This is a genomic window from Kitasatospora sp. NPDC096204 (assembly GCF_044763205.1).
Lineage (GTDB): Bacteria > Actinomycetota > Actinomycetes > Streptomycetales > Streptomycetaceae > Kitasatospora.
Map to the genome: position 1 here is coordinate 23,522 of NZ_JBIWFT010000033.1, position 25,354 is coordinate 48,875.

Annotated in this window: 20 protein-coding genes and 3 pseudogenes; 12 read left to right on the plus strand and 11 right to left on the minus strand. The window is 72.8% G+C overall.

The annotated features are described in order from the left end of the window. Nucleotides 1–140 precede the first annotated feature (140 nt). Nucleotides 141–1,019, plus strand: coding sequence for a universal stress protein (locus ACIQ87_RS29660; RefSeq protein ID WP_402412417.1), 879 nt, complete (start codon nt 141–143; stop codon nt 1,017–1,019). A gap of 70 nt (nt 1,020–1,089) precedes the next feature. Further along, nucleotides 1,090–1,563 carry a nucleoside deaminase gene (locus tag ACIQ87_RS29665; protein ID WP_402412420.1) on the plus strand — a complete coding sequence of 158 codons (474 nt, stop codon included), beginning with the start codon at nt 1,090–1,092 and terminating at the stop codon, nt 1,561–1,563. Between the two features lie 48 nt (nt 1,564–1,611). On the opposite strand, the gene ACIQ87_RS29670 is transcribed toward ACIQ87_RS29665, so the two are convergent. The 3 genes from ACIQ87_RS29670 to ACIQ87_RS29680 are packed head-to-tail and all read right to left on the minus strand — an operon-like array spanning nt 1,612 to nt 4,578. Next, nucleotides 1,612–1,905 (minus strand): hypothetical protein, encoded by a 294-nt coding sequence (locus tag ACIQ87_RS29670; protein ID WP_402412423.1) that lies wholly within the window; start codon nt 1,903–1,905, stop codon nt 1,612–1,614. After that, nucleotides 1,860–3,353, minus strand: a complete 1,494-nt coding sequence (locus ACIQ87_RS29675) for a hypothetical protein (protein ID WP_402412426.1) — start codon at nt 3,351–3,353, stop codon at nt 1,860–1,862. The genes ACIQ87_RS29670 and ACIQ87_RS29675 overlap by 46 nt, the downstream gene beginning before the upstream one ends. A 10-nt stretch (nt 3,354–3,363) precedes the next feature. Next, on the minus strand, nt 3,364–4,578 hold the full coding sequence (locus tag ACIQ87_RS29680; RefSeq protein ID WP_402412428.1) for a ComEC/Rec2 family competence protein: 1,215 nt from the start codon (nt 4,576–4,578) through the stop codon (nt 3,364–3,366). A gap of 318 nt (nt 4,579–4,896) precedes the next feature. Here ACIQ87_RS29680 and ACIQ87_RS29685 point away from each other — a divergent pair, with 318 nt between their 5' ends. After that, nucleotides 4,897–5,886: a YncE family protein gene (locus ACIQ87_RS29685; protein ID WP_402412431.1), complete on the plus strand. Its 990-nt coding sequence runs from the start codon at nt 4,897–4,899 to the stop codon at nt 5,884–5,886. A 103-nt stretch (nt 5,887–5,989) separates the two neighbouring features. Continuing rightward, nucleotides 5,990–7,195, plus strand: a complete 1,206-nt coding sequence (locus ACIQ87_RS29690) for a hypothetical protein (protein WP_402412433.1) — start codon at nt 5,990–5,992, stop codon at nt 7,193–7,195. A gap of 82 nt (nt 7,196–7,277) precedes the next feature. On the opposite strand, the gene ACIQ87_RS29695 is transcribed toward ACIQ87_RS29690, so the two are convergent. Both ACIQ87_RS29695 and ACIQ87_RS29700 read right to left on the minus strand, forming a co-directional pair. After that, nucleotides 7,278–8,807 carry an FAD-dependent oxidoreductase gene (locus ACIQ87_RS29695; RefSeq protein ID WP_402412612.1) on the minus strand — a complete coding sequence of 510 codons (1,530 nt, stop codon included), beginning with the start codon at nt 8,805–8,807 and terminating at the stop codon, nt 7,278–7,280. Between the two features lie 189 nt (nt 8,808–8,996). Beyond that, nucleotides 8,997–10,082 (minus strand): annotated as a pseudogene (locus tag ACIQ87_RS29700) (alpha/beta hydrolase); the annotation flags it as partial. 253 nt (nt 10,083–10,335) lie between these two features. Between ACIQ87_RS29700 and ACIQ87_RS29705 the strand changes: the two are divergent. The 4 genes from ACIQ87_RS29705 to ACIQ87_RS29720 all read left to right on the plus strand — a co-directional run bounded on the left by ACIQ87_RS29705 (nt 10,336) and on the right by ACIQ87_RS29720 (nt 15,382). Next, nucleotides 10,336–10,770, plus strand: a complete 435-nt coding sequence (locus ACIQ87_RS29705; protein ID WP_402412436.1) for a hypothetical protein — start codon at nt 10,336–10,338, stop codon at nt 10,768–10,770. Further along, nucleotides 10,767–12,995, plus strand: a complete 2,229-nt coding sequence (locus ACIQ87_RS29710; RefSeq protein ID WP_402412439.1) for an NACHT domain-containing protein — start codon at nt 10,767–10,769, stop codon at nt 12,993–12,995. The genes ACIQ87_RS29705 and ACIQ87_RS29710 overlap by 4 nt, the downstream gene beginning before the upstream one ends. A 173-nt stretch (nt 12,996–13,168) precedes the next feature. Next, nucleotides 13,169–13,789 carry a DoxX family protein gene (locus ACIQ87_RS29715; RefSeq protein ID WP_402412442.1) on the plus strand — a complete coding sequence of 207 codons (621 nt, stop codon included), beginning with the start codon at nt 13,169–13,171 and terminating at the stop codon, nt 13,787–13,789. Between the two features lie 144 nt (nt 13,790–13,933). After that, a complete protein-coding gene (locus tag ACIQ87_RS29720) occupies nt 13,934–15,382 on the plus strand; it encodes an alkaline phosphatase family protein (protein ID WP_402412444.1) in 1,449 nt (482 codons plus the stop codon). 212 nt (nt 15,383–15,594) lie between these two features. On the opposite strand, the gene thpR is transcribed toward ACIQ87_RS29720, so the two are convergent. Continuing rightward, a complete protein-coding gene (gene thpR / locus ACIQ87_RS29725; protein ID WP_402412447.1) occupies nt 15,595–16,215 on the minus strand; it encodes an RNA 2',3'-cyclic phosphodiesterase in 621 nt (206 codons plus the stop codon). 206 nt (nt 16,216–16,421) lie between these two features. Then, complete coding sequence (locus tag ACIQ87_RS29730; protein ID WP_402412450.1) at nt 16,422–16,685, minus strand: dsRBD fold-containing protein; 264 nt, start codon at nt 16,683–16,685, stop codon at nt 16,422–16,424. Between the two features lie 264 nt (nt 16,686–16,949). Here ACIQ87_RS29730 and ACIQ87_RS29735 point away from each other — a divergent pair. Then, nucleotides 16,950–17,789, plus strand: a pseudogene (locus tag ACIQ87_RS29735) (DMT family transporter); the annotation flags it as partial. A gap of 280 nt (nt 17,790–18,069) precedes the next feature. Next, nucleotides 18,070–18,231: pseudogene (locus ACIQ87_RS29740) on the plus strand (DUF6629 family protein); the annotation flags it as partial. 56 nt (nt 18,232–18,287) lie between these two features. Here ACIQ87_RS29740 and ACIQ87_RS29745 read toward each other — a convergent pair. Continuing rightward, nucleotides 18,288–19,667: an MFS transporter gene (locus ACIQ87_RS29745; RefSeq protein WP_402412453.1), complete on the minus strand. Its 1,380-nt coding sequence runs from the start codon at nt 19,665–19,667 to the stop codon at nt 18,288–18,290. Next, nucleotides 19,664–20,284, minus strand: a complete 621-nt coding sequence (locus ACIQ87_RS29750) for a helix-turn-helix domain-containing protein (RefSeq protein WP_402412456.1) — start codon at nt 20,282–20,284, stop codon at nt 19,664–19,666. The genes ACIQ87_RS29745 and ACIQ87_RS29750 overlap by 4 nt, the downstream gene beginning before the upstream one ends. 293 nt (nt 20,285–20,577) lie before the next feature. Here ACIQ87_RS29750 and ACIQ87_RS29755 point away from each other — a divergent pair, with 293 nt between their 5' ends. Together ACIQ87_RS29755 and polX are read left to right on the plus strand one after the other, a co-directional pair. Further along, nucleotides 20,578–21,300: a sensor histidine kinase gene (locus tag ACIQ87_RS29755; protein ID WP_402412459.1), complete on the plus strand. Its 723-nt coding sequence runs from the start codon at nt 20,578–20,580 to the stop codon at nt 21,298–21,300. A 190-nt stretch (nt 21,301–21,490) separates the two neighbouring features. Next, nucleotides 21,491–23,221, plus strand: coding sequence for a DNA polymerase/3'-5' exonuclease PolX (gene polX / locus ACIQ87_RS29760; RefSeq protein ID WP_402412462.1), 1,731 nt, complete (start codon nt 21,491–21,493; stop codon nt 23,219–23,221). A 161-nt stretch (nt 23,222–23,382) separates the two neighbouring features. Here polX and ACIQ87_RS29765 read toward each other — a convergent pair whose 3' ends face one another. Further along, on the minus strand, nt 23,383–24,261 hold the full coding sequence (locus tag ACIQ87_RS29765; RefSeq protein ID WP_402412465.1) for a carbohydrate kinase family protein: 879 nt from the start codon (nt 24,259–24,261) through the stop codon (nt 23,383–23,385). A gap of 3 nt (nt 24,262–24,264) precedes the next feature. Continuing rightward, nucleotides 24,265–25,233 (minus strand): pseudouridine-5'-phosphate glycosidase, encoded by a 969-nt coding sequence (locus ACIQ87_RS29770; RefSeq protein ID WP_402412613.1) that lies wholly within the window; start codon nt 25,231–25,233, stop codon nt 24,265–24,267. Nucleotides 25,234–25,354: the final 121 nt, after the last annotated feature.

Genomic DNA, 25,354 nt, shown 5'->3' on the forward strand with positions numbered 1-25,354 from the left:
CCTGCCGAAGTCGGCGTTCGGTGGTGCCATGGAAGTACGGAAGGTACGGGCGGCCGGGTCCACGGGCCCGTCCCCGTACCGAGCCGGTCGAATACCGAGAGTCACCGACGGCGACGCCTCACCGGCCGAGGAGGACCACCATGACGTCCGCAAGCTCCGACAACCCCGGCGGTCCCGTCGTCCTCGGCGTCGACGCCCACGACACCGGCTCGATGGCCGCCGCCTGGGCCGCCGACGAGGCGGCCCGCAAGGGCCTGCCGCTGCGGCTGGTGCACGCCGTGCCCTCGCTGTACCGCGAGTTCCGGCCGTTCGACGAGGGCCGCTACCACAAGGCCCTGCGCGAGCGGGCCGACCGGGCGCTCGACCGGGCCGCCGCCGTCGCCCGGGAGCGCCATCCCGGGCTGGCCGTGACCTCCACCGTGACCGAGGACGTCCCGGCGCCCGCGCTGTGCCGGGAGTCCCGCCGGGCCTCGCTCGTCGTCCTCGGCTCCCGGCGGCTGAGCCGGGTGGAGGAGGCGCTGAGCACGTACTCGGTGGCCGTGCCTGTCAGCGCCCAGGCGCACTGCCCGGTGGTCGTGGTCCGCGACCCCGAGCACACCACCCAGGACCCGCCGTACGTGGTGCTCGGCGTGGACGGCAGCCCGTCCTCGGAACCCGCCGTCGACTTCGCCTTCGCGTACGCGGACGAGCGCCGGGCCGCACTGCGCGTCCTGTGGGTCTGGCAGCGCCCACTGGTCGGCAGCGCGGACGAGCCCGCCACCGAGCAGCTGCTGCACCGCCTGCTCTTCGAATCCACGGCGGGACGCCACGAGCACCACCCGGACGTGACCGTGACCCACGAGGTCGTGCACGGCCACCCGGTCGAGGAGCTGGCCCGCGCCGCCGAGCACGCCCTCGCCGTGGTCGTCGGCCGGCGCGGCAACGGCGGTTTCACCGGCATGCGCCTCGGCTCCGTGCCCCACGGCCTGCTCCGCCGCGCCCACTGCCCGGTCGTCACCGTGCCCGCTCACCCGCAGTGAGCGCGGATCGGCCGCGTCCTGCGTTCGGCCCGCGCTCGCCCCGCCCCTTCCGCCCCCGAGGAGTCCGCCAGTGACCGACCACACCCGCACCCACCTGCTCACGGCCATCGACCTCGCGGCCTCCGCCCGCGCCCACGGCAACCACCCCTTCGGCGCGCTGCTGACCGACCCGTCCGGAGGCGTCCTGCTCACGGCCGAGAACACCGTGCTGACGGACCACGACGTCACCGCCCACGCGGAGACCAACCTGGTCCGGCAGGCCTGCCGCACCCTTGCCCCGCACCTGCTCAACGGGACCGTCCTGTACAGCAGCACCGAGCCCTGCGCGATGTGCGCCGGGGCGATCTACTGGAGCGGCATCCGGCAGGTCGTCTACGCGCTCTCCGCCACCGACCTGAACTCCATCGCCGGGGTGGACCCGGACGAACCGGTGCTCGACCTGCCCTGCCGCCAGGTCTTCGCCGCCGGCGGCGGCACCGTGGAGGTCTCCGGCCCGCACCTCTACGAGGAGGCCTCCGCCGTGCACACCGGGTACTGGGGCTGACCGACGACCGGGCAGGAGGCCGGACCCGACGGGGCGCGCCCGGCCGGATCAGCCGGGCAGGGAGGCGAACGCCACGCTCGCGGACTTCGTCTCCGCGAGTACGAGCAGGTGCTTCGACGCCGTGTCGTAGCGCAGGCCGAGCGAGGTGAGGGTGGGCAGCACCTCCTGGGGGACGTCCTGGAGGAGGTCGAGCTCCAGCGCGTCCGCGAGTTCGCGGACCGTGATGCCCGGGGTGCCCTTCCAGCGGGCGGTGATCACGCGGCCGGTCGGATCCTTGGCGTAGTCGACGGTGAAGGTCAGGAGGCGTTCGGTGCCGTCGGCCAGTGGTACGGCCAGCCGCATCTCCCGGTGACGGCGGTGCTGCCCTTGGTCCGGTCGGCGATGACGGACACGACGAGGGACAGGGCGGTGCTGCCGACGTCGACACCGGTGGCACAGGCGAAGGTGAAGTGGCCACGGGTGTCGAAGGCCACGGCGAGTTCCTCGACGGTCAGGCTCCTGAGCTGCTCGGGCGGGGTGATGCCCAGGTGCTTCAGGATGTCGGCGGGCCGGAGCCCGACCGCGTGGGCGGCGAAGGCCCACCCGGTGGCGGAGGACCACGTGCCCGTGACGTCCAGCACCCCGGTGCCGAGCCGCCATTCGGCGGTGACTCCGGCGTACGTGAGCCCCACCTGGTGCGAGACGGTGAGGGTGACCGCGGCGAGTTCGACGCCGTCGGTGACCTTCCAGACCTCGGTGAGCGCGAGGTCGAGTCCGTAGCCCCGGTTGTTGGCGCCGGTCGCGAGCTCGGCCCACAGTTCGAGCTCGCCGACGGTCAGCGTCTTCGGGACGGGGATGCCGGAGAAGCGGTCCGCCACCAGTTTCCCGAGGTCGAGGGGCTCGGTGAGGACGCCTCTCAACGAGCGCTCCGGCAGGCTCACCTCGACCTCGACCGCCACGCCGCCGGGGAGCTCGACCCGGCCGTCCAGGGTGGTCAGCAGCTGGGGGTGGGAGAAGGGGTCCAGCACGGCGAAGTCCGCCCGCAGGCCCTTCACGGTGACCCCCTCCACCGGTTTCCACTCCCGGCCCAGGACCACCGTCGGCCGGATCGCCAGGATCCGGTCCTTGCCGCCTCCCCCGGAGGTGCCGCCGTCGACGACGCAGCCGATCGTCAGGGCGGTGAGCGCCGGGCCCGTGCCGGGCGCGAGGTCGGAGGGCAGGTCGAATCCGCCCTTGGCCAGCGAGGCGAAGGAGCGGAGGGAGTCGAGCCCGGTGAGGGCCACCGGATCGAACGCGGCCTGGAACAGCCAGATGTTCCCCTTGGCCGGCGGATACCCCCACACGTAGGGCTTGGGGTGGGCCTTGGAGTCGGGGAAGTCGAGCTCGGCTCCCGCTCCGACCAGCGCCTGCGGTGTCCTGTCCACTCCCGGTTCGACGCCGAGCACCAGGTGGAGGGTGCCGAGGCCGAAGCGTTCGAGCGGGACCAGGCCCCTGCGCACCTCCTTCGGGAGTCCCGTCCCGCCCCCGGGAAGGGCGGCGTCGATCCGCACGCCGACCACCGTGGCGCCTGCCGGGTCGGTCAGGAAGCGGACCGTCGACGGTGCCGTGCTCCCGCCGGACAGCGACAGGGGACCGGTGACCGTGAGCCCTTCGACCCGGACGGGGTCCAGCTGTAGCGCGCCGTCCTTCAGATGGCTCTTGAACAGGCCGGCGGCCGGGGCCAGTCGGAGGTACTCGGGCTGCATGAGCAACGAGCCCTTCTTCGCCGCGGCGGTCAGGGTCTCGGTCAGGCTCTTCACTGACAGGGGCATCTCGGGCCTCCTACTGGTACGAGATCTCGTACGCGCCGGGACTGTACGAGCCGTCCGGCGCCCGGTCGATCCACAGGATCCAGTCCCGGCCGGTCCATTCGGCCGTGGCCTTGCCGCCGGTGTCGAACCGGCGTCCGCCGAAGGTGCTGAAGACACCCTTTCCGGTCGCGTCCTTGTTGGCGAAGTCGGACAGAGCCACGACGTTGTTCTGGTAGGTGTAGTCCCAGTGCCTCTTGAGCGGTTTCTTCTGCGAGGTGACCTTCGGCTCCGGAATGTTGTGCCTGGTCCTGACGTCCTCCCAGTTCTTCAACAGCTCCCCGTTGAAGTCGCTGTCCGTGCAGGTCGCACTCTTTCCTCTGAAGAGGACCCTTCCGGTGCTGACGAAGAGCCCATCAGGGGTGACGTAGTCCAGCCAGTCCTTGCACGTCGAGGTCTTGCTGCCGTGGTGACCGACCTTGAGCCACAGATTCTTCTCCCGCTTCAGGAACCCGTCCGCACGGTCGTAATCGATCAGGTATTTCTCGTTCTTCTCGAGGGCGTCGGCCATCAGGAGAACCTTCTGCCGCTTTCCGTTGCCGTCGGGCGCGCCGGTGAGAACGAAAACAAGGCTGTTCAAGTTGGAGATCGTCTTCGCGGCGTTCTCGTAATCACAATAGAGATACGCCGAGGTGTTCACCAGATAGAGATTCGGCCGGTCGGCGACCTTCGGAAAGAGCGCCTCCGGCCGGTCGTCGATCGGCCGCCTTTCGGGGTGCTTCTCCACACCGTGACCGGCGGAACTCTTCAGACTGCCCGGCTCCATGAGCAGCTTCTCCATGAAACGGAAGGAGCTCCGACCCTCCAGGTAGTCCTTGTGGCCCATCGAGTACAACACGTTCTTCAGCGTGTATCTCAGCTTGTTCGTGCCGGGGTCGAGCAGGACGTCCCTGAGAAGATTGAAGTGATCCTCGTCAGGATGGCTGACGATCAGATAATCAAGGACGCCGGGATTCTTCAACCCTTTCAGGCAGTCGTCGATCTCCCGCCGCAAGTGCTCCGTCATGCGCTCCCTGGCGGTACCCGTCGCCGACGCTCCAGCCGACGCCCGAGGTGCCACCTCGCCGCCCGCCTTGGATCCGCAGTCCAGCAGGACGGCCGCGTGCGCCTGGGACGCATGCGGCTCATAAAATGTGATCAGCGTGCAGTCACCCTGGCCCACGTTCAAGAACATCACCTTGGCCGGCACACCGCTCCTTTCGCATCAGATTCGTGCACGAAAGACATTCTGCTCCTTGCGTTCGCACGCCACCCCGGACATTGACAGCCCTCGTCTATCCGACCGGACCGGGAAATTCAAGTCACGTCCGCCGCCCGGGTGACATCACCCGGGCGAACACCGGTGGCGTGCGGCCGATACGGCCCCCGTCGGCTACAAAGCGGTGGGGTCCACAGAAGCAAACAGTTCGTATCGGATCAGCCTGGGCCATCGGCCTGGGCTATCGGCCACGCCCCCCTCAAGCGTCCGCTCGCGGACGTCTACGCCTCCGGCCTGGGGATGCAACCCGTGCGCTTCCGCACCCCCATCGACCTGAGCACCGACGCACTCCCCGGCACGTCACCGATCACGGCGAAGGGCACCGTCATCAAGGGCTCCGCCCTGAGGGCCACGGGAGACAGGTCGAGCTGGAGCATCTCGGGCGACGGCAGGCACGGCTTCCTCGTCAACGACACCAGGATCGTCGCGGTCGACCTGACCGAGATCACCGGCGACGACCCGGTGATCCGGACGAAGACCATGGACAGGACCCTGTGGGACTGCGCGCTCAGCCGTGACGGCGAGCACCTGTGGACGGGCGGCTTCGAGACCAGGAAGCGGCAGAAGATGCTGCACCGGGTCGACGTCGGCAAGGTGGACTCCCAGGACCTCACGGTCACCTCGTACGACGTCTCCGGCGCGGTGTTCGGAGTCGCCCTGTCAGCCAAGGGCGACAAGGTCTACCCGGGCGTGCTCACCGAGACCAACAGCCTCCAGGTGCCGGTGACGAACACCCTCGACGGCTCCCTCATCAACACGCTGTCCGGGGACAACGGGTTCGGCAAGCCCCTCGTGGCCGTCAGCGTGGACGGCGGCACGGTCGCACTCGTGGTCGGCGACGGCGGCGGCTCGGTCAAGGCGTTCAAGGGGCAGGACGCTCCCAGGACGATCCCGGTGGGCAACCAGGTGTACGGCCTGGCCGTGACACCGGACGGCACGCTGTTGTGCGCGGTGGCCGCCAAGGACACGTACTCCGCGGCCGTCGTCGACCTGACCACGGCCAACGGTGAGGTCCGGCACATCGAACTGCCCGGCATCCGCTACCCCCGCGGCGTGGCCATCGACCCCAACGGCCGCTACGCCTACGTGGCCGGATACGTCTCCTCGGACTCCGGCAGCACGGCGCGGCTCTGGGTCATCGACCTCACCGCGGCCGAGCACTGCGCCTCCGTCGAGGCCGACTGGGGACCGACCGAGACCGAGATCGACGACGTCGAGATCGCCTGGCGCTGGGAATAGCCGGACCACGCCGAGCCGGACCACGCCGAGCCGGACCACGCCGAGCCGGACCACGCCGAGCCGGACCACGCTGAGCCGGACCACGCTGAGAGGGCCCGCCCCCATGACCGACGACCAGCCGCTCCTCGCCTACGCGGCGCCCACCACGCCCTCACCCCTCCCGGTCTCCGTCGCGGGATCCGAACCCGCCAAGGGAAGCCTGACCGTCACGGTCACCAACACCTCGGCCGCGGAACTCACCTGCAACTCCATCACCCTGGAGCTCTCCCTGGGAGAGGAGGCCGGCGACTTCACCCCGGTCCACCGGGCGGGTGGCATCAAGATCGAGCACTCTCCCGGCTGGGCCGTCGAATGGGCGGAGGACGAGCCGGGCCTCGCCACGGCGAGCCCCAACGACCAGGGCTCCGCCACCGTCCGGCCCGGCAGTCCACCGCTGTCCTTCGAGCTGTCCAACATCGCGGTGAACACCAGGGAAGGGGACGCGAGACTCTCGGTCGAAGAGGACCTCGAAGACGAGGAGAGCGGCGACAGCCATACCGCAAGCATCGTCCTGTACTGCACGAAGGGGCCGTCAGGGCTGACCCTCACCGACTTCCGGCCCCTCAGGCAGGTCGTGCCCACCACCGAGGACGCCGAGGTGGTCTGGCAGTTCACGCCCACCACCGGCAGCACGGTGGAACTGGAGTACTTCGACGCCGGGACCGGCAAGCCGAAGACGGTGGACGTCACCGGCAGCCGCAACCACAGGGTCCGGCTGTACCAGGACACCGTCTTCGCCCTGCACGCCTACACCGGCGACAGGGACGCCCCCACGTTCGACTACCGGCTCTTCACCTTCGTGACCGTCTCCGAACCGTACCTGACCACCAAGGACCTGACGGTGGGCGGCGCCCTCTCCCTCCTCGGCCGGCGGCAGACGCACCCGACGCAGGAGGAACTCGCGCCGCCGCCCACGACCGCCACCGTCAGGACGCGGAAGAGGTTCCGCGCGCGGACGGACGGGCTGCTCACCGGCTCGCTACGGACGTTCTACAAACACACCAACGCCAAGCTGACGGTGACCGTGGAGCCTCCGGACGCCCCCGACACCGAGCCGCACATCGCCCAGATCCACTCCGCCGGCACGGTGGACAAGCGCGTGTACGCCCCGGGACCCAACCTGGCCGTGCCGGTACCGAAGGGCAGCACGGTGACGGTCAGGTGGGACCTGGTCAAGTCCGGCAAGTTCACCGGGCCGGAGAACACCTTCCTCTTCGCCACGGACCTGCGGTGGCACCCCTTCGGGACCGGTGACCTGGTACCGCTCTGACCTTCTGACCTGCGGCACGAGTCCTGCCCGCCCTCACCCGGACGGACCGCCGATGCTGCGGGCCCCCGCCCGGCGGGCGGGGTCAGCCGAGGTCGAAGGTGTTCGGCAGGCCGAGGCGGTAGCGGGCCTCGTCGACCAGCTTGAGCGGTTCCAGCTCCGGGGGCCGGAACAGGCCCCGGATCCGGCAGCGTTCGGCGGTCGAACCGTCAGCGTCCAGCAGGGCGTTGACGGCGCGGCGGGCGGACTCGTTGGCGCCCTCCATGGTGGCCAGGTCGACCTCGGTGCGGACGTAGTCGCCGGCCAGGAAGAAGTTGCCCACGGCGGTCGTGGCGGAGGGCCGGCGGTAGAGGGTTCCGGCGGGGTGGACGAGCAGTTGCTCGCGGTTGGCCGGCGCCGGCCCGCCCAGACCGGTCACGGCCGGGTCGAGGAACCACGAGTGCACGTCCGCGTCCGCCGGCCACCCGGCACCGGGCCGGTCGAAGGCCCGCCGGCACTGTTCCCAGACCTCGCGGGCCACCTCCTCGCGGCTGCACTCCTTGGCGGTGCGGCCGTAGAGGATCCCGGGCCGGTCCCACTCCGAGACGCAGACCGACAGGCAGTCACGCACCGTTCCGTCGCCGTAGGCGGCCGCGAAGTCCCGGTCCCAGAACTGCGCCTGGCCGACCGCGGTGAGCGACCACGGGGAGTCCAGGCAGACGGCGTGGCCGTGCACCAGCCGCACCGGACGGCGCAGGTAGAACTGGATGCCCGTCATCCAGTCCGTGCCGATCGCGTCACAGCGCGCCAACTGCGGATCGGCGGCGCGCAGTCGCGGACCCCAGGTGGCGCGGGCGTGCTCGACCGGCAGCGCGCTGAGGTAGTGGTCGGCCCGTACGGTCCCGGGCGTGCCGCCGCCGGCCGGTGCCACCCGGACCCCGGTGATCCGGCCCTCGGCGTACAGCACCTCCAGGACCTCGGTCCCGGTGCGGAAGTCGACGCCCAGCGAGGTGAGATGGGCCACCCACGGGTCGATCCAGGCCTCGCTGGTGGGGCCGTTCAGCACCCGGTCGGGCTGTCCGTCGCCCCCACGCCCCAGCAGGCCGTTCAACAGGAAGGCCTCGACGACGGTGCGGGCCACCGTACGGGTACTGGCCTGCTCGGCCCGGGTCGCGACCAGGTCCCGGGTCAGACCGACCCCGAGCAGGCGCTGGTAGTCGTGGGACATCCGCCCGGCCCCGATGAAGTCCCACCACGGCACCCGCTCCCACTGCTGCTCGCGGCGCAGGTCGCAGCTGGTCAGGTGGACCAGGAGCCGGTCCACGAAGTAGGCCAGCTCGTCGGCGGGCAGGTGCAGCACCTCGTCCAGCGCGCCGGCCAGGATCCGCCGCAGGGTGTCCGGGGCGAGATCGCCCAGGTCGAGCGGCCGGGTGAGGGACTGGAACGGGAGCAGCAGGCCCGCCACGCTCCGCCCCGAGCCGCCGCGGGCGCCGGTGCCCGCGGCGCGCGGGAGCGCGGCGGCACCGGCCGCTTGCCCGACAGCCATGGCGCTGCCCAGCGCGGCGGCTCCGGCGAGGAACTGGCGGCGCGTCCGCCCGTTCGCCGCGGCCTCCGGCAGGCCTTCCGTCAACCCCATGATGCGCGCACCTCCACTCCCTGGCCGCACCGGACGGCGGGTGCGGCCCCCGGTGTGCAACGACCGGAACCGGCGCCGGTCACCCGTCACCGGTCCCGGTGCGGGCCGCGTGGCCACCAGGGCGACCTCCTCCGCGTAGGCGAAGGCCGGGTCCGAGGTGTGGTCGCCGATGCCGCTGGTGTGGTCGAGCAGTTGGGGGACCCGGAGGTCCTGCTCCCAGCAGCCGCCGTTGTGGCCGCCGTCGCACTGGCCGCCCCAGGTGGAACCGTCCCCGTAGTCGACGTAGTGGTAGGGCATGCCCAGGGCGTCCATGGCGTCCTTGACGTGCTTGGCCGCGCCTTCGAGCCAGAACTCCGGTTGGGTGACCACGCCGCGCCCGTTGCCGACGTAGACGGAGACCCCGACTCCGGCGAGCCGGTCCATGTGCCGGGACGGGTCGACCTCGTTCCACCGCCAGTCCGCGTTGAGCACCGGGTAGGGCGAGCCGAACAGGGCGTCGCTGTCCACGGCGGGCTTGTACGGGGAGTTCGCGGGGTCGCAGGAACCCGAGGACAGGCCGCAGATCACGCCCTGCCCGTCGACGAGGGAGGCGACCACGGCCAGCCGCAGGTCCATGGAGTCGATCGAGAGGTCGATGTCTCCGGACAGGGAGGCGGTCTGGCCGAACAGTTCGGGGTGGTCCTGGGCGTAGTGGAAGGCCCCGAACCCGCCCATGGAGACCCCGGCGACGGCCCTGGCCTTTCTGGTGGCGACGGTCCGCAGGTTGGCGTCGACGAACGGGATCACCTGGCCGAGGTGGAAGTTCTCCCAGTTCTGGGCTCCGGCCGGGGTGTTCTGGTCCCGCCAGTTGGCGTACCAGCCGCGGGCGCCGCCGTCCGGGATGACGGTGATCATCGCGTTCGAGGTGGTCAGCGCCGGGTAGGTCTGGTTGAGGGGGTTGTCGGGCGAACCGTGCAGGAAGTACAGCACCGGGTAGCGCCTGGCCGGGTCGTCGTAGTAGCCGCGCGGCAGGATGATCTTGAGGTGGTGCCTGCCCGCGACCTCGGGCGTGGTCACGGTGAGGTGGAAGTCGGTGGGCCCGCCCACGGCGGGGGCGACCTGGGTCAGGCCGAACCCGTCCGCCATCGGCGGCGGCGCGCCGATGCCGATGGCGACCCTCGCCACACCCACCACCGTACCGGCCGAACCCGTCGCCGTACCCGCCGTCGCGGCCATGGCCAGGGCGGCGGCCACCAGGGCCACCGCCGGCCGCCACCGACCCGCTGTCCTCGTCACGATGTACCCCTCCTGAGCCGGCCAACCGAAGTCACCGGACGACCGTGGCAGCGGTCGATGACATCCCGATGACACCTACCGCCCGATTCCTCCGGTTCGCTTCGATCAACTGACGCATCGTCATACATACGTCTGGGCAAGGAGATCCCGGCAATTCCAGACAGGGATTACGGTTCGGGATTCCCGCCACGCGGCCGTCGCAGCGGAGCTAGGGTCGGTACACCGACGAAACGCGTCCCGCAGAGGAGCGAACATGGTGGGCATGGAGCTGGCGGTCGGATTCCTCTTCGCATGGGCGGTGCGCAAGGCGAAGCGGGTGGCGGGCCGGGTGGACACGGAGGTCGACCAGGCGCTGGACGCCGGGATGGACCGCCTGCACGAGGTGGTGGCGGTCCGCCTGGGCACCGACCCGGCCCTGGAGCGGATGATCGAGGAAGCCGATTCCGGCCTGCCGGAGCCGACCGACCGTACCCGGCAGCGGCTGCGGCTGGCCCTGGAGGAGGCGGCCGAGAACGACACCGGGTTCGCCGGAACGCTGCGGGAGGCCGTGGCGGAGGTCCAGGCCGCCGAGGCCGCCGCCGGTCCGGCCCACGGCGGGAACACGATGACCGGCAACACCTTCCACGGGCCGACCGCGATCGCGGTCGGTGACCACAGCCGCCAGGAGAACCACTTCGGGTCCTCATGACCGCTGCGGAGCCGGGCAACGGACCGGGCATCGTCTTCTACGGCCCGACCGCGATCCTGTCGGGCGCCAACAGCGTCCAGAACAACTACTTCACCCTGCGCTTCCCCGACCGGCTGGAGACGGCGGCGCAGCAGCTGGGGAACGTGGTGCTGGCGCAGTGGCGGCAGGAGGCCGCCCTGCGCGGCCTCCACGGTCCGGCGCCGATCCCCGTCCGATGGCGTGCGAGGCCCGGTGGGGAGTTCGGCGACCACCCCGACCTGACGACGGGTCCCGCCGACCTCGTCGATCCCGCCGATTCCGTCGCTCCCGTCGCTCCCGTCGAGGGAAGCGCCGCGGACCTGGCTTCCTTCGCCGGCGCGTTCCTGCGCCTGCCGCGGCGCAGGCTGGTCGTGCTGGGCGGGCCCGGCAGCGGCAAGACGACCCTGGCCGTGCTGCTGGTGGTCGAACTGCTGCAGCGGATGCGCGAGGGCGAGCCGGTCCCCGTCCTGCTGTCGCTCGCCTCCTGGCGGCCCCGGGTGGACCACCTGGCCGACTGGCTGGACCGGCAGCTGCTGCGCGAGTACCCCTACCTGAGCCTCGAGACGGTCCGGCTCCTGCGCCTCGGCCGGCGCATCCTGCCCGTGCTCGACGGCCTGGACGAACTGCCCACCGGCGAACAGTCGGTGGCCCTGGACAAGCTCAACGCCCTCGAGGACGGATCCCCCCTGGTCCTGACCTGCCGGACCGAGGACTACGCCGCGGCGATCGGCTCCACCGAGGTGCTCCGCTCGGCCGCCGTGGTCGAGGCCGAACCGCTGACCGCCGAGGAGGCCTCGCGGTACCTGCTCAGGAGCGCCACGCCCCAGCACCAGACCCGCTGGCGCCCGCTCGCGGACGCGCTGACCGCGGACCCGTCCTGCCCCGCGGCCGAGGTCCTGACGGTTCCGCTGATGCTGTGGCTGTGCCGCACCGCCTACCAGCGCCCGGCACCGGACCGACAGCCCGGAGACCTCGCCGACCGGTGCCGCTTCCCCACCCCCGAGGCGATCGAGAGCCACCTGCTGGACTCGCTGGTCCCGTCGGTGTACCCCTCCGGTCCGCTCCCTCCGCCCCAACCCGGCCGCAGGACTTCGGCCAGGTGGTCGCGGGAGGAGCGGAACCGGGATCCGGAACGGGTGTCCCGCTGGCTCGGCTTCCTCGCCCGGCACCTCGAACGGAGCGGCCGTCCCGACCTCGCGTGGTGGGAACTGGACGGCGCCATGCGGCTGGTGCCGCGCATGCTCCTGACCGGGCTCCTGACCGGGGCCTGTGTCGCCCTCGTCATCGGCACCCTGGACGGGGCGGCCGTCGCCTTCCACGACACCGGGCCCGGGCCCGCGCGCGACCTCACGACCAGGTTCGCGGACGGGTTCACCATCGCGGTGCTGGACGGACTGATCAACGGTCTTCCGGCCGTCCTGGTCTCCACCCTCGCGCACGGGATCGCCTTCGTGCTCCGAGACGGGGCCCTGCAGCCGTCGCGCGTCCGGATACGACTCGTCGGAAGGACGGCGGGAGCGGGTGCCAGGTCCGGCCCCGAGATCCTCGCGCGTGCCGGGATCGGGCTCGTGGCAGGGCTGGTGGGCGGGGCCGGGGTCGGCCTCCTGCAGGGGATCGGCAGAGCCCTGACCTCGGGGGACGCGGCGTGGTACCGAGTCGCACCGGTGTACGCCGCGTTCTTCGGTGCCGTGTTCGCCCTCGCGGCCGCACTCACCGGGGCGCTGATGGCCTGGGTCGAATCCCCCGTCACCATCGCGTCCGCCCCCGGCCCCCGCGACCTGCTGGACATGAACCGCAGGACCGTGCTCCTGCAGTGGCTCATGATCGCGCCGGTGTTCGGATGCCTGGTCGGGGTCGGCAGCCGGCCCCTCCTCGCCCTCGTCCACAACTCCCTCTGGGGCATCCGGCTGATCTGGGACGCCGGGTACGCGCTCAGGATCGGAGTCCTCTCGGCGTTCGCGATCGGGCTCGGCACCATGCTCAGCCTGACCGCGTGGGGCCAGTGGACCGTCCTCGCGCGGACCTGGCTGCCCCTGACCGGACGGCTCCCGCTGGCGGCGATGACGTTCCTCGACGACGCCCACGAGCGGGGCGTCCTGCGCAAGGTCGGCGCGGTCTACCAGTTCCGCCACGCCCGGCTCCGACAGCACTTCGCCCGGACACCGGTCCGGCACAGCCAAGCGTCAGAGCACCATCGGACGATCTGACGAACCTATCCATCGCGCCGACCGGGCGCTAAGCTGCGGGCTTCCGAGCCGGCACCTGACGGGCCGTGCCCCGGTTGGCACTTCGGGCCACCCCTCACCCGGATCCGGCCAACCACGGCGCATCCCGTCCTCTTCGGGGCCGGGGACGTTGAAGGGATCCGAAGGAGGGGCGGATGGAGTCGTATCCCGCACGGGTGGTGCGGTCCGGCAGACGCAGGGCCGACGTCTTCTCCCGCGGCTACCGGCGGGTGGCCCCCGTCGTACTGCGGGCCAGCGTCGGGCTGGTGTACCTCTGGTTCGGGATGCTCAAGTTCATCCCGGGAGCCAGTCCCGCCGAGGACCTCGCCACCCGCTGCATGAGCCTGCTGACCTTCGACCTGGTACCGCCCGGCGTCTCGCGGCCGCTGCTGGCGGTCATGGAGGTCGCCATCGGGGCCGGCCTGGTCACCGGGCTGCTGCTCCGCGTCGTCCTGGCCGTGTTCTTCGTGCACATGGCCGGGGTGTTCGCGACGCTCGTCCTGCTGCCGAACGACGTGTGGGTGCACGGCGTCCCGCCCGTCCCGACGCTCGAGGGGCAGTACATCCTCAAGAACGTCGTGCTGATCGCGGCCTGCCTGACCGTCGCCACCCGGGGAGCGGAGAGGGCGCGGTCCGGCCCGGCCTTCCGCCGGGCGCCCGAGCCGGCCCCGCACGACGACGGCCGGCTCGCCGCCGTCACGCCCGCGGCCGACGCGGCTCCCGGCCCCCGCGCGTCCGCCGTCGACCGCCTGACCCTCTCACGGCCCGGCGTGTAGGGCCGACACGCTCGACGGGTGACCGACGTGCCCTCGGCCGTTCATCCGTCACCTCCGCCGCGCCGAAGTTCCCGGAGAAGGCGAAAGGCGGTCCGGTGCGCTGGCATCCCGTATGCGCGCCGGCATGACGGAGAGGGCGGACCGATGTCCGGAATGACCCGACGGAGGCTGCTGGGATCGGCGGCCGGTGTGCTGGGGGCGGCAGCGGCGGCGAGCCTGCTGCCACCGAGTGTCCAGCGGGCGGTGGCGGCGGGGGTGCCGAGGGCCGGTTCGCTGCGGGACGTCGAGCACGTGGTCCTGCTGATGCAGGAGAACCGGTCCTTCGACCACTACTTCGGCACGCTGGCCGGCGTCCGCGGCTTCGCGGACCCGCACGCGCTGCGGCTGGAGAACGGGCGCTCGGTGTTCCACCAGCCCGACAGCGAAAACCCGGACGGCTACCTGCTGCCGTTCCACCTGGACACCCGCACCACGAGCGCGCAGGCGATCCCGTCCACCAGCCACGCCTGGTCGGTGCAGCACCAGGCGTGGAACGGCGGGAAGATGGACCGGTGGCTGCCCGCGCACCGGGCCGCCGACGGCGTCAACGGCCCGTACGTGATGGGGTACTACACCCGGGAGGACATCCCCTTCCAGTTCGCCCTGGCCGAGTCGTTCACCATCTGCGACAACTACTTCTGCTCGGTCCAGGGACCGACCTGGCCCAACCGGCTGTACTGGATGACGGGCTCGATCGGCGCCGACGGCGGCCAGGGCGGCCCCGTCATCAAGAACTCGGCACCCGAGCCGCTGACCTGGAAGACCTACCCCGAACAGCTGGAGGCGGCCGGCGTCAGCTGGCAGGTCTACCAGGAGGCCGACAACTACGGCACCAACGTGCTCTCGCTCTTCAGGAGCTTTCAGCGGGCCGCGCCCGGCAGCGCCCTGCACCACAAGGGCATGACGGCCCGGCCCGCCGGCAGCTTCGAGGACGACGCGCGCAACGACCGGCTGCCGACCGTCTCCTGGATCCTGCCGACCAGCCACCAGTCCGAGCACCCGGACTACCTGCCGGCCGCCGGTGCCGACTACGTCGCGTCCAAGATCGAGGCGGTCGCGTCGAACCCCGAGGTCTGGGCGAAGACGGTGTTCATCCTCGACTACGACGAGAACGACGGCCTGTTCGACCACGTGCCGCCGCCGGTGCCCCCGGCCGGGACCCCGGGCGAGTTCGTCGACGGCCTGCCGATCGGCGGCGGCTTCCGGGTGCCGTGCATCATCGTCTCGCCCTGGACGGTGGGCGGCTGGGTCGCCGGTGAGGCCTTCGACCACACGTCGGTGCTGCGGTTCCTGGAGCGGATCACCGGGGTCCGGTCGGCCACCGTCACCGACTGGCGCCGCCGCACCTTCGGGGACCTCACCTCGGCCTTCCAGTTCGACCGCGGCGTGCGCCGGGCCCCGGCGCTGCCCGCGACCGCCAAGCAACTCGAGCTGGCCGAGTACGAGGTGGCGCACTGTCCGGCGCCCGCCCTGCCGGGCGCGGGCCAGCAGTTCCCCGTCCAGGAACCCGGCTACCGTCCGCACGTGCCCCACGGGCCCCACGGGCCCCGGTAGCGCTCGACCGCCTTCGGCCCGGGTTCAGGTCCGGGTCCGGATTCGGGTCCGGATTCGGGTCCGGATTCGGGTCCAGGGCATCTCGGTCCTCTCCCACCGTGATGACGACGACGTCGGGCCCCCGACCAGTGGGGCCCGGACGGGTAGGAGTTCGTGATCCGACGTCGGCGGACTCCGGACGGCTCCCCGCCATGCGGGTATCGGCCGGCCGGCTACGAGTCGGTGAGGGCGCCGTCGCTCCCGGCCTGGACGACGCTGGTGCCGAAGCGCCACGCATCGATGTCGCGATAGCGGATCGGCCCGGGGCCACGGCCGATGTTGCTGCCGACCAGGTGGAGACGTTCGGTCCACCACGGCCGGCCCACGAACCCGGTGAGCCCGGCCGCGGCCTGCGGAACGCTGACGGCGTCGTCGCGGCGGGAGCGTGCCAGCGTCAGATGGGGGCGCAGCGGCCGCTCCCTGAACTCGATTCCGCAGGACCTGACCAGGTCCCGGACGTCGGCGGCGAGCAGGTGCAGCTGCTCCAGGTCTCCGTCGATCCCGCTCCACAGCAGTCGCTGGTCGAAGTGGCCGCCGCCGCGCAGCCGCAGGTTCAGGGCGGGACGCGACGCGGCCGCACCCGCCAGCGCCGATCGCAGCGGCGGCACCGCCGTCGACGGCAGTTCGCCGAGGAAGGCCAGGGTGATGTGCCAGTCCTCGATCCGGTTCCACCGCAGTCGCGGGTACCCGGCGTAGGCGGGTTGCAGGGCCCGGGCCAGCTCGTCCTTGGCGTCGTCGGGCGGGGCCAGTGCGATGAAGACGCGCAGGGTCGAGGGTTCGGGGTGATCGTCCACGAGGGGGGAGGGTAGCCGAGGGCGGGTCGCCCGTGCTCGCCGCTGCCGGACGGGGCCCAGGCCGGGCCCGACGAGCCGGGCCGAGCTGGTCCCGGCCGGCCGTGCTTCGGCTGGAGGACGGCCCGTCGGCCCGGACGACGTCCTGCGCGGTCCCGGGCGACGCCGGTAGGCCGCCGCCCGGGCGATGGTGGGCTCGGTAGATCAGCTCAGTAGATCAGGTAGCCCGGACGGTGCCCTTCGTCGTCGATCTCCCCGGTGGCCTGGGTCCGCAGTTTGTGGGCCAGTGACTCCAGGGCCCGGGAGGCCGCGACCTCCTCGCCGATCCTGGCCAGCGGACGGTCGTCCGCGCTCTTCGTGGACTCGCCGTGCGCGCTCAGGCCGGGCGCCCTCGCGCCGGTCAGCCTGGCGTCGCACGTCGTGTGCACGCCGTCTTCGTCGAAGCTCAGCTCCACGTCCCACTGGTTGTGCATGCCACACCTCCTGGTGGCGGCCCCCGTCGCGCTGTCCGGACCGGCACGGACGGAGACCCGCGGCGGCCGCTCCCACCAGCGTGCGCCTGCCCGGCCGATGGCGGCAAGCGCTGCCGGGAGCGCCCGGCGCCCGCCGCGCCGTGGTGTCGCGCGACCGGCCCGGGCACCGGCCCGGCGGTACGCTGACGGGAGCGGCCGCGACGCCCGACCCACCCCTCGGACTCGTCGGCGCGGCGCGGGCAGCGACAACCTGGTGGTCCCTCCGTGGCGGTCTTCCTCCTCGCTCTCAGTGCGGCCTGCTGTCTGGGGCTGGGCTTCGTCCTCCAGCAGCACGCGGCGCAGCAGGCCCCGCGTTCCGATCTGCTGCGCTGGCGGCTGCTGCTCGACCTGATGCGGATGCCGCAGTGGCTGCTCGGCACCGGGTTCATGGTCAGTGGGCTGATCCTCTCCGCGCTCGCCCTCAACCAGGGCGAGGTGTCGCTGGTCGAGCCGCTGCTGGCCACCAATCTGATCTTCGCCATGGCCCTGGCCCGGGTCTTGACCCGTCAGACCCTGGGCCGCTCCGGCTGGGCCGGGGTGCTGCTGCTGGCCCTCGGGGTGACGGCCTTCATCGTGGCCGGGCAGCCGACGGGCGGCGGGCCGCCCGCCGGGGAGCTGCGGCACTGGCTGGTGGTCGGCACGGTGGTCGGGCTGGTCCTGCTGCTGGTCTCGCTGGCCCGGCGGCTGCCGCTGTTCGACGAGGCGACCCTGCTGGCGCTCGCCGCCGGACTGCTCTACGGCCTCCAGGACGCGCTGACCCGGACCACCACCCAGCGCCTCGACCACGAGGGCCTGGCCGCGGTGCTGCGCAGCTGGCAGCCGTACGCGGTGGTGGTGGCGGGGGTGGTCGGGCTGCTGCTGGTGCAGAGCGCCTTCGAGGCCGCGCCGCTGCGGATGTCCCTGCCGGCGCTGACCGCCGCCCAGCCGCTGGCCGGGATCGCCTGCGCGGTGGGCTTCCTCGGCGACCGGTTGCGGGTGACCCCGGCCGCGCTGGCCTGGCAGGCGGCCGGGATGCTGGCGATCGTGATCGGGGTGATCGTGATCGGCCGCCATCCGGCGATGCCCGGAACCGCCCGCGACACCCTGGAGAGCATCGGGGCGCTGCCGGAAGAACCGGAGAAGTCGGAGGAGACCAGGACGGAGGGAAAGGCGGAGGAAGCGGCGGAGGGAAAAGCGCCGGACGAGGCGCGGGGAGACGCGCGGGCAGACAGACGGGGAGACACGCGGGGAGACGCGCGGGGCGGGCCGGAGGAGAAACCGACCGGCGCTCCCCCGGAGAGCGGCCGCCCCGGGAGCAGCGGTTAGGCCGCGATGTGCTTGAGCGCGCGGGCGGACGCCGTGACCGGTGGGGTGGTCGCGGTCGCGGGGGTGGCGCGCCTGGTCCGTGCCCACCGGTGCGGGTGCTGTCGTCTGTGCTCTGCTCTGGCGCCTCGCCTTCGTCTCCACCTCGTGTGCCCTCGCCGCTCTTGCCAGCCTGGTGCTGCTCCACTGGGCGGGCCGTCGCCCGGCGGACGCTTCCGCCCCTGCCGCCGGCCGGGCCCGTCAGCCGCGCCGACGGGCGGCTTACGCGCTGTGCACCGGTTCCGGCTCGGCCGCCGCACCGCCCGCGTTGCCCGCACCGTCCGCGCTGCCCACCTCGCCCGCGCCACCCGCATGCCCGCGGAGGCGGTCCATCTCGCGCCACTCGGGGCGCAGCCCGGCCAGCGTGGTGGTGGCGAAGTACAGGGCTCCGCTCGCGAGCAGGCTGGGTATCAGCCCGACCATGGCGACCGCCGCACCGGCGACCAGCCCGCCGAGCGGGATGCCGGCCCAGGCGAGGGAATCGCCGAGGGCGTGGACGCGGCCCAGCAGGTGGCGGGGCACCCGCTCGAAGAGCACCGCGCCGAGGATCGGGTTGAGGAAGCCCGCGCCGAAGCCGCCGATCGCGAAGACCGCGAGCACCAGCCACATCGGCGCGCCAAAGGCGAGCACCAGGAAGCGCGGTGCACCGCACAGCAGGAACCCGGCGAAGAAGACCGTCCGGCGGGGCAGCCGGGAGGCGACCGCGGCCGCTATCAGGCTGCCGACGACCGCGGTGGCACCCATGACGGCCGCCACCAGGCCGATGGCGGCCGGGCCGTTGCCCGACTCCCGCGCCCAGACCGGGACGAGAACGGTGGTGAATCCGGCGTCGATCAGGTTGGTGATGCCGACCATCACGGTGACGGTGAGCAGCAGCGGCTCCGAGCGCAGGAAGGTGAAGCCCTCGCGGAACATCCGCCAGTAGCCCGCGGGCTGTTCCCCCTCGGACGGGTCGGCGGCCGCGGCGGGCACCGCCGAGCGCCCCATGCCGCGTGGGAGCGCGACCGCGATGATCAGCGACCCGAGCGCGAAGGTGCCCGCGTTGACCGCCAGCCCGGCGAGCGGGCCGACGAGGGCGACCAGCCCGCCGCCGACCGCCGGGCCGACGGTGGAGGCCAGCCGCTCGGTGACGCCCGACAGGCCGGTGGCGCGCTCCATCGGCACCCGGGCTCGGTCGGCCGCCTCCGGGACCATGACGGACTTGGCCAAGTCCCCCGGGCCACGCATCGCCCCGATCACCGCGACCATCACCAGCAGCACCCAGAACGGGAGCAGCCCCTGTGCGTGCAGCAGCGGGACCAGCCCGGCCGCGACCGCGCTGACCGCGTCCGTCGTCCAGGACACCGCCCGCGGCCCGAGCCGGTCCACCAAGGGACCGGTCAGTGCCTTGACCGCCACGTACGGCGCCATCTCGGCGAAGGCGACCAGGCCCGTCATGGTGGCGCTGCCGGTGGTGGCCAGGACGAACCAGGGCAGGGCGATCGCCGAGACGCGGGTGCCCGTCACCGAGACGACCGAGGCGGCCAGCACCCCGGCGAGCGGCCGGAAGCTGCGCCCGGGCCCGTCGACGGCGGTTCTCGCGGTGGTGGTGGTGCTCGTCATGTGGTTTCCCCCTCGTCGGCGTCGTCGCGCACGTCCGGCAGGACGTGGACGACGACGGACACCTGTTCCGATCCCTCCGGGACCGGCCCCTCGGCGCCCACCCAGCGGTAGCGCCGTATCACCTCGCTCAACTCGCCGGACAGCTGCTCGGCCTCGGCGGGCGTCAACTGCAGCACCAGATCGCTCAGGTTCACCGCCTTGCGCCAGGCCCGCGGCATCGCCTCGAAGGCGTCCAGCGTGCGCTGGGCCGCCAGGCTGTGCGCGGCCAGCACGGACCGCAGGTACCCGGCGGCCTCGCCCAGTTGCTCGTCCGCCATGTCGTCCACCGTCCAGACCGTGAGCCGGTGGGCCGAACGCCACCAGCGCTCGCGGGCGTTGCCGCGCCCCTCGTCCTCCTCGACGAAGCCCGCGGCGGCGAGCTGGCGCAGGTGGTAGCTCGTCGCGCCGGAGTTGATCCCCAACTCCGCGGCGAGCCGCGTCGCCGTGGAGGGGCCGTACTTGCGCAGCAGCCCCACCACTCGCAGACGTACGGGATGTGCCATCGCCCGCATGCTCTCCGCGGTGAGGGCGACGGCGCGCTGGTCGTCGCTGTGCTTCCAGCCGTGCTCTTCGGTCATGACAGGAGACTAGAACCGCAAAGAGTTCTTTGCAAAGGGTTTTTTGCGAAGAACTCTTTGCGGTTCGACTCCGTGCGGTCCGTCGAACGGGACCGCGCCCGGGCTCCGGCCCCGCCGGTCGGCGGGTGCCCGGTCGGCCGCTCGGCGGGGGCCTGGGGACGGACCGCGGACCGGAGCGGGATTGTCACCCGGGCGGCCGAGGGCGCAGGCTGGCAGGAAGGGCCCGGAGGTCGGCCCACCGCGGTCGGCCGCGGATCGGATGACGGCCGCCGGGGAGCACGAGGGGCAGGGCGATGGCACGCGGGAGGCTCTGGGGCTACGTCGCGTCGGGGGCCCGGGCGCTCGGCGCGCTCGGCGGCACCGTCGGGGCCGTCGGGGCGGGCGGCACCGGACGCCGGGGAGGGCCCGGACGGGTGGGCGCACGGGCGAGGGCCGAGGCCGAGGAGGGTCCCGGCCCGTACTCGCGGGGCGCGCCGGCCGCGCCCAGGGCGCTCAGCCGCACGGAGCTGGAGCGGCTGCGGTGGACCGGCCGACAGGAGGGCTGCGAGCCGATGGCCCGGCACGTCCAGGTGGCCGAGGTGCTCCGCCGGGTGGTGCGCGGCGGCGACCGGGCGGCGGCCGTGACGGTGCGGGTGGCGCCCGGACTCCCGGTGGTGGCCGGGGACGCCCGCCGGCTGGAGGCCGCCCTCGCCGGGCTGGTCGACCACGCGATCCGGCGCAGCCCGCCGGGCGGCCGGGTGCTGGTCCGGGCCGACGTGGCGGGCGGCACCTCCGTGCCGCGGGCACCCGGCAGGACGGCGGAGACCCGCGGCCGGGTGGAGATCCGGGTCTCCGACCAGGGCACCCACGAGCCCTCCGAGGCACGCGAGTGGCTGATCGGGAGCGGGCGGACGGACGGCCCGGTGGGGCCCGCCCTGCGGAGCCTGGTGGTGGCCTCGGGTGCCCGGCTCGCGGTGGAGCCCACCCCCGGCGGCGGGCTCACCGTCATCCTGCTGCTGACCGTCGCGTACGACTGACCCGAGGACGACCGACGACCGCGGCCCCCCGTACGGCCCTCCCCGGGAGACCGCCCCGGGAGACCGGCCCCGGGCGGCCCGCCCCATACGACCCGCGGAGTACCCCCGCCCACCTCCGCTCCACCCGACGGAGCACACACCCGGAGGAGCACACCCGGCAGGCCCACGCCGCCGAACCTAGACTTGCCCCATGCCCCGGCTCAACGACCAGGTCAGGGAGCTGCTCCAGGAGTACGCCGACCTGATCAACATCACCGGCGGGGACGCCTTCCGGGCCCGCGCCTACGAGAAGGCCGCCCGCGCGGTCGGCGGCCACCCCGAGGACCTGGCCGGCCTGGACGTCAAGGGCCTGCAGCAGATCCCGGGAGTCGGCAAGTCCACCGCGGAGAAGATCGCCGAGTACCTCGCCACCGGGACCGTCGCCGCCCTGGAGGCGCTGCGCGCCGAGATCCCGCCCGGCGTACGGGAGATGATGGCCGTCCCCAGCGTGGGGCCGAAGCGCGCCCTGGCCCTCTACCGCGACCTGGGGATCGCCTCGGTGGACGAACTCGCCGCGGCCGCCCGCGCCGAGAAGCTCGCCGACCTGCCCGGCTTCGGCGAGCGCAGCGGCGAGAAGATCCTGCACGGCATCGATCTGATGCGGCAGTCCGGCGGCCGCACCCTGCTGGACACCGCCACCGAGCTGGCCGAGCAGCTGGTCGCCGCGCTCTCCGCCGTCCCCGGCTGCACCCGCTGCGCGTACGCCGGCTCGCTGCGCCGGATGCGCGAGACGGTGGGCGACATCGACGTGCTCGCGACCGCCGAGGACTCCGCCCCGCTGATGGCCGCGCTCACCGAACTCCCGTACGTCGCCGAGGTGATCGGCAGCGGGAGCACCAAGACCTCGGTCCGTACCACCCAGGGCGTACAGGTGGATCTGCGGGTCGTACCGGAGGAGGACTGGGGAGCGGCGCTGGTCTACTTCACCGGCTCGAAGGCTCACAACATCAAGCTGCGCACGATGGCCGTCCGGGCCGGGCTGAAGCTCTCCGAGTACGGGCTGTTCGAGGTGGACGGCGGCGCCAAGGTGGTCTCGGAGACCGAGGACGAGGTCTACGCGGCGCTCGGCCTGCCGTGGATCCCGCCGCCGCTGCGCGAGGACCGGGGCGAGATCGAGGCCGCGCTGGACGGCGGACTCCCGGACCTGGTCCAGGAGTCCGACCTGCGCGGCGACCTGCACACCCACACCGACCTGACCGACGGGCTGGCCACCCTGGAGGAGATGATCGACACCGCCGCCGCCCGCGGCTACTCCTACTTCGCCGTCACCGACCACGCCCCGGACCTGGTGATGCAGCGGATGACGGACGAGAAGATGCTCGCCCAGCGCGAGCAGCTGCGGCAACTCGCCGACCGGCACAAGAAGTTGCGACTACTGCACGGCACCGAGCTGAACATCGGCCCGGACGGCGGGGTGGACTGGCCGCCCGGGTTCCTGGCCGGCTTCGACGTCTGCGTGGCCTCCGTGCACTCGCACTTCGCCCTGGACCGGGCCGCCCAGACCCGTCGGCTGATCCGCGCCTGCGAGAACCCGTACGTGCACGTCATCGGCCACCTCACCACCCGCCGGATCGGCCGACGCGGGCCGATCGACGTCGACCTGGACGCGGTGTTCGAGGCCGCCGCGCGCACCGGCACCGCGATCGAGATCAACAGCTCCCCGCAACGGCTCGACCTGCGCGACGAGGACGTCCTGCGGGCCAGGCGGCACGGCGTGCGCTTCGCCGTCGACAGCGACGCGCACGCCACCGGCCACCTCGCCTACCCGCGCTACGGCATCGGCACGGCGCAGCGCGGCTGGCTCACCGCCGAGGACGTGATCAACACCTGGACCTGGCAGAAGCTGAAGCACTTCCTCCGCAAGGACGCGGTGCCCAAGTAGCTCCGGGGCCCTGAGACTTACCGGGCCCAGGCAGCTCCGGGCCCCAGGCAGCTCCGAGCCCGAGCGGCCCCGGGCCCGAGCGACCCCGAGCCCGAGCGGCCCCGGGCCCGAGCGACCCCGGGCCCCACCGCGGCCGCGCTCAGCGGAAGCCCGCCGAAACGTCACTCCCCGCCCCAGGAAGCCCCGGGCGAGGCCAGCACCCGGGCCGCGCTGCGGTGCCCGAGCCCAACCGCGCGCGCGAGGTCCCCGGTGTCCAGGAAGCCGGCCAGGAACCCCGCCGCGAAGGCGTCCCCAGCCCCCGTGAGGTCGCGCACCTCGGCGACCGGCGGCACCGGCACCACGAGCGGCGGCTCACCGGGCACGTCGACGACGGTCGGCCCGGCGCCCGCCTTGGTGACGACCGTGGTGGCCGCCAGCCGGGCGCGCTCCGGCCCGGGCAGACCGCCCACCAGCAGCCCGAGGAACTCCGACTCGGAGCGGTCAGCGAACACGAAGGTCGGCGCCAACCCCGCCAGCAGCGCGAGGAACCGCTCCCGGCCGAACCTCTCCAGCATGCCGGTCGAGGAGGCGTCCACCGAGGTGGTGCCGCCCGCCCGCCGGACCCTCACGAGCGCGTCCACGGCCGTGCCGCCGACCGGTTCGCCGTCGAAGGAGTAGGCCGGCACGTGCAGGTGGGTCAGTCCGGTCAGCCACGCGTCCGGGACCCGCTCCAGCAGTGTGGCGGCGCCCCGGTCGGGCAGCATGGTCCGCTCGCCGTCCTGGTCGATCAGCACCACCACGCTGCCGGTCCGGCCACGCCGGGAGACCCGTACGTCGACGCCGTGGCCTGCCAGTTCGGCGACGACGCCGTCCCCGACCGCGTCCGCGCCGACGCAGCCGAGGAAGCGCGCCGGGTGCTGCCCGGCGGCGAAGCGGGCGACGTTGGCCGCGCTGCCACCGCGCCGGCGGAACACCCGGGCGCCGGAGTCGGTGCCGTGCCGCAGCGGGCCGTCGGCCCAGACCACGATGTCCTCGACGAGGTCACCGAGCACCCCCAGCACGGCTCAGGCCCCGGTCTCGGCGGCGACGGCCGAAGCGGCGCCACCCGCGCTGTCGGCCACGCCACCGGCAGCACCACCCGCGGCCAGCGCGGTCGCGATCTCCCCGCCGAGCCGGACGTTGCCCCGGTACACCTCGACGTTGACCTCCAGGCTGCGCCCGCCGGTGTCCCGCCGGATGAAGTCGAGCAGGAACGGCGTGGAGGCGTTGCCGGTGACGCCCTGCCGCTCGGCCTCGGCCCGGGCTCGCGTCAGGATGCCGTCCAGTTCCTCCGGCGGCAGCTGCTTGGCCGGGTCGACCGGGTTGGCGATCAGAACGGCCTGCGGCAGGGCGAGCCGGTCGCGGGCCTCGATGACCCTGGCGGCCTGCTCGGGCGACTCCACACTGAAGTTGATCTCGTGGCCGGAGTCGGTGACGTAGAAGCCGGGGTACTTGCGGGTGCGGTAGCCGATGACCGGGACGTTGTGGGTCTCGAAGCGCTCCAGGGTGGCCCGGATGTCGAGGATGGACTTCACGCCCGCGCTGATCACGGTGACCGGGGTGGCGGCCAGGGTGGTGATGTCGGCCGACTCGTCGAAGCTCTCCGAGGCGCCGAAGTGCACGCCGCCCAGGCCGCCGGTGGCGAAGACCCGGATGCCGGCGCGGTGGGCGAGGAAGGCGGTGGCGGCGACGGTGGTGCCGCCGTGCCGACCGAGCGCGGCGACCACCGGGAGGTCGCGCAGGCTCACCTTGTCCAGGCCGTCGGTGGCGGACAGTTCGGTGATCTGCTCGGTGCTCAGCCCGACCGTGGGCACCCCGGCGTGCACCCCGATCGTGGCCGGGACGACACCCGCCGCCCGCAGCCGCTCCTCCGCCTCCAGCGCGACGGCCAGGTTGCGCGGCCTCGGCAGGCCGTGGGTGAAGATGGTCGACTCCAGGGCGACCACCGGCCGGCCGTCGGCGAGCGCCCGGGCGACCTCCTCGGACACCTCGATGGCGGAAGCAGCGGAAGCGGCAGGCGCAGCGGGAACGGCAGGCACAGCGGGAACGGCGGGAGCGGCGGGGCGAAGTCCGGTCATGATGCGAACTCTCTGTGAGGGTGCCACTACGACGGAG